This is a genomic window from Shimazuella sp. NTD250 (assembly GCF_059510375.1).
Genome location: NZ_JCAJZS010000001.1, coordinates 399,863 through 413,483, shown reverse-complemented (window position 1 = coordinate 413,483; position 13,621 = coordinate 399,863). Strand labels below are relative to the sequence as shown.

Annotated in this window: 14 protein-coding genes, 1 other RNA gene and 1 other annotated feature; of the genes, 10 read left to right on the top strand and 5 right to left on the bottom strand. The window is 41.0% G+C overall.

Annotation, left to right across the window (positions count from 1 at the left end; genetic code table 11):
- Positions 1-12: 12 nt before the first annotated feature.
- The 3 genes from AC5WOF_RS02155 to AC5WOF_RS02145 form a co-directional block, all read right to left on the bottom strand.
- Positions 13-396 (bottom strand): hypothetical protein, encoded by a 384-nt coding sequence (locus tag AC5WOF_RS02155; protein ID WP_496048309.1) that lies wholly within the window; start codon positions 394-396, stop codon positions 13-15.
- Between the two features lie 179 nt (positions 397-575).
- Entirely contained in the window at positions 576-1,001 is a 426-nt protein-coding gene (locus AC5WOF_RS02150; RefSeq protein WP_496048308.1) for a hypothetical protein, read from the bottom strand.
- An 85-nt stretch (positions 1,002-1,086) separates the two neighbouring features.
- Complete coding sequence (locus tag AC5WOF_RS02145) at positions 1,087-1,461, bottom strand: DUF423 domain-containing protein (protein ID WP_496048307.1); 375 nt, start codon at positions 1,459-1,461, stop codon at positions 1,087-1,089.
- A 242-nt stretch (positions 1,462-1,703) separates the two neighbouring features.
- Positions 1,704-1,952 (top strand) — a binding site (T-box leader).
- 57 nt (positions 1,953-2,009) lie between these two features.
- Here AC5WOF_RS02145 and hisS point away from each other — a divergent pair.
- The 4 genes from hisS (at position 2,010) to AC5WOF_RS02125 (ending at position 6,030) form a co-directional block, all read left to right on the top strand.
- Positions 2,010-3,266 carry a histidine--tRNA ligase gene (gene hisS / locus AC5WOF_RS02140; RefSeq protein WP_496048306.1) on the top strand — a complete coding sequence of 419 codons (1,257 nt, stop codon included), beginning with the start codon at positions 2,010-2,012 and terminating at the stop codon, positions 3,264-3,266.
- A 5-nt stretch (positions 3,267-3,271) separates the two neighbouring features.
- Positions 3,272-5,041 (top strand): aspartate--tRNA ligase, encoded by a 1,770-nt coding sequence (aspS, locus tag AC5WOF_RS02135; protein ID WP_496048305.1) that lies wholly within the window; start codon positions 3,272-3,274, stop codon positions 5,039-5,041.
- Between the two features lie 181 nt (positions 5,042-5,222).
- Positions 5,223-5,406: non-coding RNA, 6S RNA (gene ssrS / locus AC5WOF_RS02130), on the top strand.
- 39 nt (positions 5,407-5,445) lie between these two features.
- Positions 5,446-6,030, top strand: coding sequence for a 5' nucleotidase, NT5C type (locus AC5WOF_RS02125; protein ID WP_496048304.1), 585 nt, complete (start codon positions 5,446-5,448; stop codon positions 6,028-6,030).
- A 177-nt stretch (positions 6,031-6,207) separates the two neighbouring features.
- On the opposite strand, the gene AC5WOF_RS02120 is transcribed toward AC5WOF_RS02125, so the two are convergent.
- Positions 6,208-6,744, bottom strand: a complete 537-nt coding sequence (locus tag AC5WOF_RS02120) for an NADPH-dependent FMN reductase (protein ID WP_496048303.1) — start codon at positions 6,742-6,744, stop codon at positions 6,208-6,210.
- On the bottom strand, positions 6,737-8,053 hold the full coding sequence (locus AC5WOF_RS02115) for a replication-associated recombination protein A (protein WP_496048302.1): 1,317 nt from the start codon (positions 8,051-8,053) through the stop codon (positions 6,737-6,739). Before AC5WOF_RS02115 ends, AC5WOF_RS02120 begins: the two co-directional genes overlap by 8 nt.
- Positions 8,054-8,393: 340 nt before the next feature.
- Between AC5WOF_RS02115 and cymR the strand changes: the two genes are divergently transcribed.
- The 6 genes from cymR (at position 8,394) to AC5WOF_RS02085 (ending at position 13,610) form a co-directional block, all read left to right on the top strand.
- On the top strand, positions 8,394-8,813 hold the full coding sequence (gene cymR / locus AC5WOF_RS02110; protein ID WP_496048301.1) for a cysteine metabolism transcriptional regulator CymR: 420 nt from the start codon (positions 8,394-8,396) through the stop codon (positions 8,811-8,813).
- Positions 8,814-8,978: 165 nt separating this feature from the next.
- Positions 8,979-10,115, top strand: coding sequence for a cysteine desulfurase family protein (locus AC5WOF_RS02105; RefSeq protein WP_496048300.1), 1,137 nt, complete (start codon positions 8,979-8,981; stop codon positions 10,113-10,115).
- Between the two features lie 13 nt (positions 10,116-10,128).
- Entirely contained in the window at positions 10,129-10,596 is a 468-nt protein-coding gene (locus AC5WOF_RS02100; protein ID WP_496048299.1) for a hypothetical protein, read from the top strand.
- Positions 10,593-12,800 (top strand): SF1B family DNA helicase RecD2, encoded by a 2,208-nt coding sequence (gene recD2, locus AC5WOF_RS02095; RefSeq protein WP_496048298.1) that lies wholly within the window; start codon positions 10,593-10,595, stop codon positions 12,798-12,800. Before AC5WOF_RS02100 ends, recD2 begins: the two co-directional genes overlap by 4 nt.
- 72 nt (positions 12,801-12,872) lie before the next feature.
- Complete coding sequence (locus AC5WOF_RS02090) at positions 12,873-13,376, top strand: PRC-barrel domain-containing protein (RefSeq protein WP_496048297.1); 504 nt, start codon at positions 12,873-12,875, stop codon at positions 13,374-13,376.
- A gap of 15 nt (positions 13,377-13,391) precedes the next feature.
- Positions 13,392-13,610 carry a YrzR-like zinc ribbon domain gene (locus tag AC5WOF_RS02085; protein ID WP_496048296.1) on the top strand — a complete coding sequence of 73 codons (219 nt, stop codon included), beginning with the start codon at positions 13,392-13,394 and terminating at the stop codon, positions 13,608-13,610.
- Positions 13,611-13,621: the final 11 nt, after the last annotated feature.

The window sequence follows — 13,621 nt, the reverse complement described above, 5'->3', positions numbered from 1 at the left end:
CGAAAGAACTACCTACCAGAAGCGGATGTCTTCCGGACCAACTTCATCAAAGTTCTTGGTGATGGGTTCGATGATCGGAATCTGCTTTCCCAACTTATTTCCATTCACCTCTCGGATGTATTCAGTGATACTCACGCGCCCCTCGGATGAGATGGAGATTCTCCGAACCCTTGTGACCTTGTGCATGTCGTTCTTCCATCCCTCTGCTGTGAAGAAAAGCTTGTTGCCTGCGAAGAAGATGGTGTAGTTGGTAAGAACATACGTCTCTAGTCCGTAAGTGACATGGTCCTCGGTGGGAGGTGACAAGGGAGTAGGGACCTCAGTATTCAAGCCTTGGTTTCGAAGCCAATCATTGATCGGCTCGACCTGATGAAAGACTGTTTGAAGTTGGTTCACCGTTATCCCTTCTGTCTGACGGTGTGGAGCTATTATAGCATGTGTTTAGAAAGTCCTCATGTAAAGAGATTGTTAATTTTATTATTTCCTATCGGATAAGTATATTTTAGATAAAACGCACGAGTGCCCAGTTAGTATTCATATAGAACACAAACTGGGCACTCACTCAGTTGCTGGAACTACAGTTCGAAGAAGGAGCGGAACTTCCCGAAAGTGACCTCTCCCAAACGGCAGGGTTCATTCTCCAGAATGGAGATGGGCTGTTCCCCTGTCACGTTTTCAACTGTGACAAGGAGGACAGGAATAGGGAGTTCTTCATCATCCTGAACCGTGAAGATCAACTTCCTCGATTCGACGGTTACAACCTCAAGCTTGCCTTCATTTTGTTCGGACTCGAAGGTGTGCTTGCCAGTCAGGACGATTTCCAGCGTCTTGGCATCCTCCGAAATCTTGACTGTTTCGATCTGGATTTCGTCACCTTCAAGCGAGGTGTTTTCCAAGACCAGCATCAACTTGATGCCGGAGAGGTGAAACGGAACCCTGTTGCCGAGCAACTGGTTGAAGCGTTCAGCCAGTTCCTTGATGTCTCGGATCATGGTGTCCATCAAACAAGGAGGCATTCCATCCCTTTTTTCTCTAGGGGACTTGATTATGAATAATCATACTATGGAGCTCATAAAAATACAATCACTAAGGAATTAATTTTGCTATTGCTACAGCATAAACAATCCAGCCAGCGATAAAGGCAACTCCACCGATTGGTGTAATGGCTCCGAGTACTTTTACATTTGTAAGCACCATGATATACAGACTTCCAGAGAAAAAGATAATACCGACGAAGATCAACCAAGCAGCAGTCGTGAGCAATCCGCTATTGCCAAATTTGGCCATGGTTAATGCGATAATGATGATGGCTAGAGCATGAACGATATGGTAATGAGCACCTGTTTGCCAATTGGCGAGCATTTTTTCACTTACTTTACCTGCTAATCCATGTGCTCCAAAAGCTCCAATTGCTACAGCAAGCGCCATTAAGATACTTCCAAGAATAAAAAATAGTTTCATTTTTAACCTCTCACCTTCGTATGTAATCGCAAATATTGTAGCACACTTGGGTTCCTATAAAAATGTTAGCGGTTTCACAAATACATCTATTCTGTCACAAAATAGACATAATTAAGAGCGGTTACATTGTAAATATTAGATGTTTATATGCTTGACACCACAACATAATCTTCATATAATCTTAAACAAAGATTACACTTTCTTTCACATACTTCATTGCACTAATACATTCAACTACATACGAACCACCAATGATGGGAATAGTAATCGAGTAACGAACTTGAAGAGAGGAGAACTCATAGGCTGTAAGGTTCTCCAGTTACGATTCGGCGAATGACACCCAGAGGTTCTAGTGCGAAACCAGTAGAGGGAGTAGAGCTAGACGCATATCCTGCGATAACGGACAAGAAGTGGAAAACTTTTTATCTGTTTTCAATTAGGGTGGTACCACGGGTTTTTTAAAGATTGTTTACCAATCTCTCGTCCCTGACAATAAGGTCAGTGGCGGGAGATTTTTTAATTTCAATAAAAGGAGGTCAGCAAAAAATATGGGTATTCCACGCGGTACATATGATATCTTGCCAAACGAGGTGACTACTTGGCATTACTTAGAAAAAGTAGCCAGAGAATTGTGTGTGCGATACGCTTATGAAGAAGTACGTACACCAATTTTTGAAGAAACGTCCCTTTTTGAGCGGGGGGTCGGAGAGACGACAGATATTGTGGAAAAAGAAATGTACACCTTTTTGGATCGAAAAAAACGATCTTTGACCCTTCGTCCAGAAGGTACGGCAGGTGTTGTCCGCTCCTTTGTTGAGAACAAAATGTATGGAGAATCGCTTCCTGTAAAGCTGTATTATTTTGGACCGATGTTTCGATATGAACGTCCGCAAGCAGGAAGGTACCGTCAGTTTCACCAGTTTGGAGTAGAGGTATTTGGAAGCGATGACCCAGCACTCGATGCTGAAGTCATTTCGTTAGGTCTCGCGTTTTATCGAACACTCGGGATTTCAGGTGTGCAAGTTGGGATTAATAATGTGGGGACTCCAGAGATCAGAGCTAAATATTTTGAAAAATTGATCGAATACTTTGCCCCTTTTGAAGCGGAACTAGATCCAGATGCGAAGTCACGTCTTTATCGCAATCCGATGAGGATATTAGACAGCAAGGTGAAACGAACACAGGAAATAGCTGCAAATGCTCCATCCATCTTAGATTCACTAGACAAAGCAAGCATGGAAAATTTCGATCGTGTCCAATTTTACTTACAAGAGCTGCAAGTTCCTTTCCAAGTAAATGATCGTTTGGTTCGTGGCTTGGATTACTACACTCAAACTGCTTTTGAGTTTGTGATCGAAGCATTGGGAGCGCAGGCTGGAGTAATTGGTGGCGGAGGACGCTACAATGGCTTAGTTCAGGAATTAGGTGGCCCGGAAGTTCCAGGCATTGGGTTTGGCATAGGTTTGGAAAGAGTTTTATTGGCTTTAAAAGAACAAAATGTGGCTATTCCATCCTCCAAACCGATGGATTGTTATCTTGTTACGATGGGTGAAAAAGCGCAAGTTGCATCTGTTCGTTTGCTCGGAGAGCTGCGTGAGGCAGGGTTAAAAGCAGAACGAGATTACTTAGATCGTAAGATGAAAGCTCAATTTAAAACGGCTAATCGTTACAAAGCTCGCTATGTAGCCATTCTTGGTGATGAAGAGTTAGCAAGTGGAAAAATTCAAGTGAAACAGATGGAAACAGGTGAACAAAAATCCATAGCTATGGATCAATTGGTCTCCTATTTATTGGAGGGAAAGTAAAAGAGATGTTTCGAACGCATTATATTGATGCTTGTGTACAGGCATTAGATGAACAAGTGACCATAAATGGATGGGTACAATCCCGTCGAGACCTAGGTGGAGTTATTTTTCTTGATATTCGTGATCGTACAGGTACGATGCAAGTAGTGTTCAACCCTGATATTTCTGCAGAGGCTGTAAGCATAGCCGATTCGGTGAGAAGTGAGTATGTTGTGTCCATCACAGGGAAAGTGGTAAAGCGCTCAGCTGATACTGTTAATCCTAATATTTCTACTGGTGAATTAGAAGTGAAGGGAGAGCAAATACATCTCTTTAATTCAGCAAAAACACCACCTTTTCCGATTCAAGATCGGGTCGATGTCGATGAGAGTGTCCGCTTAAAATACCGCTATCTCGATCTGCGTCGTCCAAAAATGCAACAAACGCTGATGCTCCGCCATAAAGCAATGCAAGTAGTTCGCAGATATTTGGATAGCCAGGGATTTGTAGAACTAGAAACGCCGATTCTTACCAAAAGTACTCCTGAAGGTGCGCGTGATTATTTGGTTCCAAGCAGAATCCACAAAGGGGAGTTTTACGCCTTACCTCAATCCCCTCAGCTCTTCAAGCAATTGTTTATGGTCGCTGGGATGGAGCGTTATTTTCAGATCGCTAGATGTTTCCGTGATGAAGACTTGCGTGCAGACCGGCAGCCAGAATTTACGCAAATCGATTTAGAAATGTCCTTTTTGCCTCTAGAAGATTTATTTACGATGATGGAAGAAATGTTTGTAACCCTTTGGAAAGAGACACTTGGTGTAGATATCCAAAGTCCTTTTCCGCGCATTTCTTATCGAGAAGCGATGGAACGATATGGTTCGGATAAGCCTGACCTCCGTTTTGGGATGGAATTAGTAGATGTTTCCCGAGCTTTGCAGCAGAATTCTTTTCAAGTATTCCAAAACGCTATCCAGTCTGGCGGTGTATTAAAAGCAATCGTAGTTCCAGGTAAAGCAAACTGGAGTCGGAAAGAAGTAGAGACTTGGGTGGGTGTTGCACAAGAACTCGGGGCAAAAGGGTTAGCTTGGCTAGCTTTCAAAGAAGAAGGAGTGAAAGGATCTGTCGCTAAGTTTGTCTCGGAAGAGGAAATAGCAAAGATCAAAGAGTTAACAGGAACATCAACAGGGGACGTCATCTATATCATGGCAGATCAACCGAAGGCTGTCGCAAATGTGATGGGTGAGCTTCGTTTGCGTCTTGGTCGAGCACTTGACTTAATAGATGAAAGTAAATATGCATTTGCATGGATTACCGAATTTCCGCTGTTTGAATTGGATGAAGAATCGGGTCAGTATGTTCCAGCGCACCATCCATTTACGATGCCAGTGGAAGAAGATATTCCATTATTGGATAGTGATCTTGGATCAGTCCGCTCCCAGGCACATGACCTCGTACTAAATGGATATGAATTGTCTAGTGGAAGTCAGCGGATCTACAATCGTGAACTGCAAATGAAAATGTTTGATCTGTTAGGAATTTCACAAGAAGAGGCAAAATCGAAATTCGGCTTTTTGCTAGATGCTTTTGAATTTGGTGCACCGCCTCATGGCGGCATGGCATTTGGTTTTGACCGAATCATCATGTTACTAGCAGGCGTAAAAAATCTGCGTGAATGTATTGCTTTCCCAAAAACTGCTAGTGCCAGCGATCTCATGACAGAGGCGCCTTCCGAAGTAGATGAAAAACAACTGACAGACCTCCATATTAAAATATCAAACAAACATGCAGTGCGATAAAAATTTAAAAATGGTTTATTATTTTAAAACGCTAAGATGAAAAATCTTAGCGTTTTCTCCTGTCTATAAAGTTTCGAGCTGTTTTATTTGGAAAAGTGTGAAAACATTTCAAAAAATAAACCGCTTTCATTCTGGTTTTTGTTGCCTTCTGGTAATCTTTATGCTACTATAAATGTAAGAAAAGACCCTGCGATGTGCGAGGGCCACCGAAGTTTTGAGCCAACACTTTTTCTGCGGGAGCTTGGGTCATCTGTTGGACTGGGAGCCTCTTTAAGGGGGATCTACGAATGCAGATGCAAAGCACCCACCTGCTTTTGAATACGGGCAGGTTCAAAACTTAGGAGCCACGGCATAACGGGGCTTTTTTTGTTTTATACTATTTACAAGTAGAAAGGGGTTAAGGTATGAAGTTGAGATTTGGCATAGATATCGACGGGACAATTAAAGATACCCATAAAGCGGCAATAGAAGTCTATAACAAAGAGTTCGGCAAAGAAGTACATATAGAAGATGTACCTGATTTTTATTTAGATAAACCATTTGGTCTTACACCTCAAGAAGGCCGTAAAACATGGCGCCGGTTAGAAGAGAAGATATACACACTCGGTTTACCTCTTCCCCATGCTTCTGAAGTGTTGAATAATCTCGTCAAGGATGGGCATGAAGTTTATTTTGTTACTGCTAGACCAGGGATGGAGAAAATCCGTCGTGTGACGAAACTCTGGCTTAAAAAACATAACTTCCCGTACAACGGGAGAAATCTTCATATGAACTCGATCAATAAAGCAAAGGTGGCAAAAAAACTAGGAGTTGACTTGTTTTTCGAAGATGCAGAAGAGCATTTAAATAAGTTAGTTGCTGGTGGAATCCCAACAATAGTCGTAGATGCTTGTTACAATCGTCATCTCCATCCTAATTTACCTCGTATTACAGATTGGCACGATGTATATGGGATTGTGGAAAAGTTCCAAGAGTTAAAAAAGTGTTAATGTTTGGCTGAGGATAAAATATGATAGAGAAAGATTTCACTCCATATTATTTTTTGAGGAATAAGTGAGGAGAAATTTGGTTTGGGACAGGCAAAACAAATTTATGCGTGTATGGTTGCTGGTAGATGATCATCCATTTTCTGTTGATCGTAAATATAAAGGGGATGGTAATTCCCCTCACTTATTTACTAGGATCGAAAGTATTTGTTCAAGATCTTTCTTTAGGGAAGGATCGTTAATATTACCTTCTGTATCAATCTTTAAACTAACTTGTGGAACGCTTAAGGCTGCTCCCTCTGGAATATAGGCGCTGATCATGCCCAGCGTAAGCAACAGCGACCTCACCGCCTCTTCTCCGCCAGTAGTCATAGGTGAGGCACTAATAACAGCAGTTGGTTTATCGATAAATTCACCTGATGAGACGATCCAATCCAGTGCGTTTTTTAATACTCCTGGTACTCCTTTTGCATATTCAGGTGTACTGATAATGACTCCATCTGCCGATTTGAGTTCTGAGCGAAATGCTTCTACTTCTGTATAAGCTTGATCATGGTCGATATCGGGATTGAAGTGAGGAAGTTTCCCCAATTTATCTGTAAGTGTAAATGTTACATTCTCTGGTGCAAAATTCCCTATGTGTTTTAATATTTTTGTGCTAAAGGAGCTTTCTCTCAAACTGCCGGAAATAGCTAATATTTTTGTTGGTTTATTCATGTTGTTCTCCACCCTTCCTTTTCCCTTTGATCCAATTTAGATGCTCGATTAATTTTCCTTCGTATCCCATTGAGCTAGGTTGATATATTTGCTTGTTCTTATGTTCCAAAGGTAAATATTGCTGTTCAACAAAGTGATTTTCATAGTCATGAGGGTACTTATATTTTTCTTGCTTATGATTTTGAAGGTGAGCAGGGACTTCTCCATCGTATTCTTTTTTTACGATCTCCATTGCTTCATTAATACCTTTGTACGCAGAATTACTTTTGGGTGCTGTGGCTAGGTAGAGAGCTGCTTCAGCAAGGGGAATGCGCGCTTCCGGCATACCTACATATTCAACAGCATGAGCGGCGGCTGAGGCTACCATCAATGCTCTAGGATCAGCAAGACCGACATCTTCCGCAGCTTGTATCAATATCCGCCGGGCAATAAATTTTGGATCTTCTCCAGCTAGGAGCATTTTAGCCAAATAATATAAAGTTGCATCTGGATCAGAACCTCGCATACTCTTGATAAAAGCAGAGATCGAGTCGTAATGACCATCTCCTTTTTTATCATAACGGATGCGCTTCTGTTGGATGGACTCTTCCGCTACAGCTAATGTTACATGGCGAATTCCTTCGGAATTGGGTCTTGTCGTGATGACAGCTAAATCCAAAGCATTTAAAGCATGTCTTGTATCCCCGCCAGATTTTTGTGCGAGGTGGGTGATAGCTTCATCCTCTATTTGACATTGGAAATTACCTAAACCTCTTTGTTTATCCTCAAGTGCACGTTTTAAAATCGAGATTACTTCAAGATCCGTCAGCGGTTTCAGTTCAAATACGAGCGAACGCGATAACAAGGCGGTGTTCACTTCATAGGAAGGATTCTCTGTCGTAGCACCGATGAGAATGAGTCCGCCATCTTCTACATCTGGCAATAGAACATCTTGTTGTGCTCTGTTTAGTCGATGTATTTCATCAATAAATAATATGGTTCTTACATTTTCCATGGCAAGTCGATGAATAGCATCTTTTGCAATTTGTTTGATGTCATTTGCACCAGTACCAACAGCATGAGCTTTAACAAAGGCAGCATTTGTGCTGTTTGCAATGATTTCAGCTAATGTTGTTTTACCTGTACCAGGAGGCCCATGTAAAATGAGAGATGTGAGCTGATCTGCTTCAATGGCACGTCGCAATAAGGTACCTTTACCAATTATGTGTTTTTGACCAACAAATTCTTCTAAAGTACGCGGTCGCATTCGTGCTGCGAGTGGACCTTTTGTCCGTTTTGCTTCTTCGCTGAGATGAGTAAATAAATCCATGGAAATCACTCCTTTTATTAAACCAAAATTATCCAAGAAAATTCGGAAATCATTTATAAAGAAAACTTGGCGATGTGTCTTGCCTTTCAAGGCGCAGACAGAGGCCTAGTTGCACTTATGCACCTCAGACATGGGCACAAGCCTCGCTACGTCGCTATGCTCCTAGTCTCGCTTTGTAGATAAGATACAATTTATACACTCTTATCTACTAAAAAAACAAGACAGGTAAGAAGATTTCTCGTATAGTAGAGGATAACTAGCTTTATCTTTAGGAGCTCACGTAAGAAGATATTGATTTATGAAATGTTTTCGTTATGATAAAAATGAATGAGGTGTTATTTTGAAGATATCGACAAAAGGGCGATATGGTTTAACGATTATGATGGACTTAGCAACACGATATGGACAAGGTCCGATCCCTTTAAAGCGGGTAGCAGAAAGACATGATTTGTCTGAACATTATTTAGAGCAATTGATTGCACCATTACGTAATGCTGGATTAGTTCGCAGTATACGTGGAGCATACGGCGGTTATAAATTAGCAAAATCTCCAGAGGAAATTACTGCTGGGGATATTATCCGTGTCTTAGAAGGGCCTATCAGCCCTGTAGAATTTACGGAAGAAGATAATCCGGCCAGACGCGATTTATGGAAGCGAATTCGGGATGCAATAGCAACTGAACTCGATTCTACCACACTGGCAATGCTTATCCAATTTGATTCAGATGGTAATACTGATAACTATATGTTTTATATCTAAAGATTGGTGGAAAACCTCCTGTTTCTTTGCTGTTTTATCAAAAGGAGGTGATTTTTGCTATTTGTAGAATATATGTTCTTAGGTGATCTAACACAATTTTTTGTGTGAAAAAGGATGATCCTAATAAATAAGCTCAGGAAAAAAATATATGGAATGTGATAGCATATGTTGATTTATTTGGATAATGCTGCAACCACTCCGCTTGATGCAGAAGTTCGAGAAGCTATGTTACCATATCTGGAAGGCCTGTTTGGAAATCCTTCTAGTATTCATGCTTTTGGTCGACAAACGCGGGCAGCTATTGACACGGCAAGGAGCCAAGTAGCAAGTGCTATTGGTGCTGAACCTAGTCAGCTTGTTTTTACAAGTGGCGGAACGGAAGCAGATAATCTTGCACTCATCGGTATTATGCATGCTCAACCAGCAGAGAAAAAGCATTTAATCACGACGCAAATCGAACACCATGCAGTGTTAGACGCATGCAAGTATTTGGAGCGTTTTGGTTATGATGTTACATATTTGCCTGTGGACAAGTTTGGAAGGATACAGGTAGAAGATGTAAGAGCGTCTATTCGACCGGATACAGCTCTTATTTCTGTTCTGCATGGGAACAATGAAATTGGTACAATCCAACCAGTGGAAGAGATTGGAGAGATTGCTAGGCAGGCTGGAATACTCTTTCATATCGATGCAGTGCAGACTTTTGGATCAGAGCCATTAGATGTTCAGAAATTGCCAATCGACTTGATGAGCTTGTCCAGCCATAAAATTTATGGTCCAAAAGGGATAGGTGCTCTTTACATTCGAAATGGAGTCAAAATATTACCACGTGCATTAGGTGGAGCTCAAGAAAGACGAAAACGAGCTGGAACGGAAAATATATTAGGCATAGTTGGCTTTGGAAAAGCCGCAGAGCTTGTAAAAAAACATCATATGCAAAGACGGGATCATCTTGTCCAAATAAAAAAGTCATTTATAGAAAAATTGCAAGCTGAATCGATAAATATAGTTATCAATGGGCACCAAGAGAAATGTCTGCCTCATATAGCAAATATTAGTTTTCCTGGAGTGGAGACAGAAACTTTATTGATTCAATTAGATATGGAGGGAATTGCAGCAGCTAGTGGTTCTGCGTGCACATCAGGTACATTGTCCGTGTCGCATGTACTAAAAGCAATGCAATTACCAGAGGAAATAACCATTTCTGCCATAAGGTTTAGTTTTGGAAAAGATAATACGATAGAAGAAATAAAGGCAGCTACAACCAAAATAGGAGAGGTAGTTCGCCGTCTTTATAGATAAGGAGCTGGAGAAAGTGGAAGATTGGGAACAGCGGGTAGATGGGATTAATTGGAAAACGATGTTGGCGGAGATCGACCAAGCATTGTTGGATAATTTAGCTGCCGAAATAGGCTTTCGCTCCTATGAAAGTTTAGAGAATGCGTCAAGTTTTGTAGCAGAGGATTATCATATTTGTTACTTATCTGATAATCGCTGGGCTTTCTGGAATCCACATACATATACCAGAGAAGACCCGTTATTTTTTGATGATAAAGATAGCGTTATTGATCATATTGCCACTATGTTTGGTTTAGAAGAAGAAAAAGTAGAACAGCTGAGAAAAGGGATGGACCAAGTTCACCAAGCGCACAACTGTCAATATTGTAAATACGAATTTTTGCCTGAAACCGGTACGATGGAGTGGGACACCAAAAAGTACTGCTCAGCTGAGTGTGCCATGGAATCTGTGTTACATGAAATGAAAGAAGACTTTGTAGAATGAGTAATAGTTTTGTCAAGGGGATGGTTCTTCAAGAAGTGTTTTTTAGTGAAGATACAGGATATGGTGTATATAGAATAGAAGTGCAAGAGGCTTCGGACAAATCAGTATCGGATGAGATAACGATTGTCGGTCATTTTTTGCGTCCTATTGCAGGAGAAAATTACTCATGTGAAGGAGAATGGAGAGAACATCCTCGTTTTGGAAAACAATATGTGGTCTCCAAAATAAACAAGGAACTCCCCAAAACAGAACAAGCGATCATCAAATATTTATCTAGTGGCTTATTTCATGGGATTGGAAAAAAAACAGCAGAAAAAATTGTCGCTGGGCTAGGGGGAAACGCTTTACACATCATTGCGTCTAACCCTGCTGCCTTAGCAGAAATTCCTGGAGTATCGAATACCCAAGCAAATACGATAGCAAACAGTCTAGGGGAGCATCAAGCTTTGGAAGAAGCGATGGTCCTCTTATATGAATACGGACTAGGTGCTGCTTTAGCACTTAAAGTAGTACAGCGTTTTAAACAAGATACAGTTAAAGTGATTAAGGAAAATCCATACCAATTAATTGATGATATCGAAGGGATCGGATTTTTTAAAGCAGATGAAATTGCAAAAGCACAAGGATTTCCACCCCATGCTCCCGAAAGATATGAAGCAGCTATTTTATATTCCTTACAAGAAGCATCCAATGAAGGCCATGTATTTTTAACTCGCCAAGAAGTAGAAACTGCGTCTCAAAGTCTTTTGGGTATCATGGAAGTTTCTATTTTTGAAGATGCTATTGGCAACTTATTGGAACAAAAGAAGGTCATGATGGAAGAAGATCGTGTTTACTTGGTGACCTTATTTTATGCAGAAGTAAATATGGCCTTAAAATGCCGCCAAATGATAAGTCAAAACATCGAAAAAACCTTTCCTGCCACTGATTTATATGAAGCGATTGGTGAGTTGGAAGAAGAATTTGAAGTTCATTATGCGGAGAGTCAGCGAGAAGCGATGATGATGGCTCTCTCCTCTCCGTTAATGATTTTAACCGGAGGTCCGGGAACGGGAAAAACAACAGTCATTCGAGGTCTGTGTCATCTGTTTGCGAGACTGCATGAACTAAATTTGGATGTAGATATAAACAAAGGAGAAAACCTCCCTATTCGTCTTGTAGCACCAACTGGAAGAGCTGCTAAACGCATGACTGAGACAACTGGAATACCCGCAATGACCATTCATCGATTACTCGGATTCCGAGGTGGTTTTTTCGATCATGATGCCGATAATCCAATTAAGGGATCTTTGTTAGTGGTCGATGAAACTTCTATGTTAGACATATGGCTTGCCAATCAACTTTTCCGAGCGATTCCTCCTACCATGCAAGTAGTATTGGTTGGAGATGCTGATCAACTTCCGTCTGTAGGACCTGGGTTAGTATTGGAACATTTGTTGCAAGTCCCCGATATTCCTAGAGTTCAGCTAACCGATATTTTTCGACAAGCGAAAGATTCATCCATCATTCAGCTTGCTCATTCGATTCGCAAAGGGGAGTTACCTGACAATTTACTTATCCCATTATCAGACAGACGTTTTTTTTCTTGTCATGTGGAACAAGTTGTTTCGATTATTGAACAAACGTATGAAAATGCCATTCGAAAGGGCTATACCCTTTTTGACATACAAGTACTTGCTCCCATGTACAAAGGGCAAGCGGGCGTAAATCGAATAAATGAAAAAATACAAACGATTATCAATCCAAAACGAGAAGGTGTCAAAGAAATAACATGGGGAGATACGGTTTTTCGTTTTGGAGATAAAGTATTACAATTATCCAATCATCAAGACCATCCGGTATATAACGGGGATATGGGACTTATTTCTGCAATCGATAATTCTGCTAAACCAGATGATCCTGTACTTTGGGTACAGTTTGATCGGCAAGAGGTTCCCTATAAACGAAATCAATTGGGACAATTATCTCTAGGTTATGCTTGTTCTGTACATAAAGCTCAAGGCTCTGAATTTCCTATCGTCATTTTTCCGTTCTTGCCTTCTTATCACCGTATGCTGGCAAGAAATTTGATTTATACGGGGATAACAAGAAGTAAATCTTACCTTATCCTATGTGGAGAAGTGGACGCGATGCGCAGGGGCGTAGAAACAACAGGGGAAGCGAGAAATACTGCTTTAAAAGATTTAATTCTCGATGAATGGTAATGGAAAGACTTCCTTCGTATTAACAAAGAGAATCGAGTTACACTAAGGGATAGCGGGAGGAGGATGAATACCTTGCGCAAATCCCAGGAAGTGATAGGACTTACTGTCACCGCTCAGGAGTCTGGAAGACAGTTGGGTGCGGTTGTCGATCTTTTATTTAACAACGAGCAATTTTTAGTTGGTTGCATGTTAGAGCATTGTGGTTGGTGGCGCCATCGACGGTTTCTCCCCGTCAAAAATATTATCCAAATGGGCAGAGATACTGTAATGGTGGAGAGTGCAAAATCTCTTGTCCCATTCACCAAAAAAGAGGAAGCGTTTACAAGTCTCCTCAATGGTGATAAGCGTTTAAAAGGACGTACCGTACTACTTACCAATGGAACTTTCCTTGGATTGGTAGAAAATGTCTATTTTTCTCTCGATATGGGAACATTGGTAGGGTACGAGTTGTCAAATGGTCTTCTAAATGATTTAAGAGAAGGCCGCAAATTGTTTCAAGTTGAAGAGCCAGTTGATTGGAACAAAGATATTTTGATCGCTCCAGAAACTGGCTATGTAATAAAAGAAATGCTTTAAAGAAGGGGATTATCCATGTTACTTCGCTGCCCCAATTGCCATTCTCACGACCTGGGAAAGGTAGGCACTAACCAACTATATTGCTGGCATTGTTATATAGAAATGACAACAGATGGTACAGATATAATTCAAAATATCTACCAAGTCGAAGAGGATGGAAGTTTAACCTCTCTTAATGATTTATTTCTGGAGGATCTTAGCAGGTCGTCTCCAGAATATACCGCTTCCTTATAAGGGGGAATAAG

Bases quoted from the DNA above. Each gene is read 5' to 3' on its own strand.
- AC5WOF_RS02150 (WP_496048308.1), bottom strand. From the start codon at position 1,001: ATGGACACCATGATCCGAGACATCAAGGAACTGGCTGAACGCTTCAAC.
- AC5WOF_RS02145 (WP_496048307.1), bottom strand. From the start codon at position 1,461: ATGAAACTATTTTTTATTCTTGGAAGTATCTTAATGGCGCTTGCTGTA.
- hisS (WP_496048306.1), top strand. From the start codon at position 2,010: ATGGGTATTCCACGCGGTACATATGATATCTTGCCAAACGAGGTGACT.
- aspS (WP_496048305.1), top strand. From the start codon at position 3,272: ATGTTTCGAACGCATTATATTGATGCTTGTGTACAGGCATTAGATGAA.
- AC5WOF_RS02125 (WP_496048304.1), top strand. From the start codon at position 5,446: ATGAAGTTGAGATTTGGCATAGATATCGACGGGACAATTAAAGATACC.
- AC5WOF_RS02120 (WP_496048303.1), bottom strand. From the start codon at position 6,744: ATGAATAAACCAACAAAAATATTAGCTATTTCCGGCAGTTTGAGAGAA.
- AC5WOF_RS02115 (WP_496048302.1), bottom strand. From the start codon at position 8,053: ATGGATTTATTTACTCATCTCAGCGAAGAAGCAAAACGGACAAAAGGT.
- AC5WOF_RS02105 (WP_496048300.1), top strand. From the start codon at position 8,979: ATGTTGATTTATTTGGATAATGCTGCAACCACTCCGCTTGATGCAGAA.
- recD2 (WP_496048298.1), top strand. From the start codon at position 10,593: ATGAGTAATAGTTTTGTCAAGGGGATGGTTCTTCAAGAAGTGTTTTTT.
- AC5WOF_RS02085 (WP_496048296.1), top strand. From the start codon at position 13,392: ATGTTACTTCGCTGCCCCAATTGCCATTCTCACGACCTGGGAAAGGTA.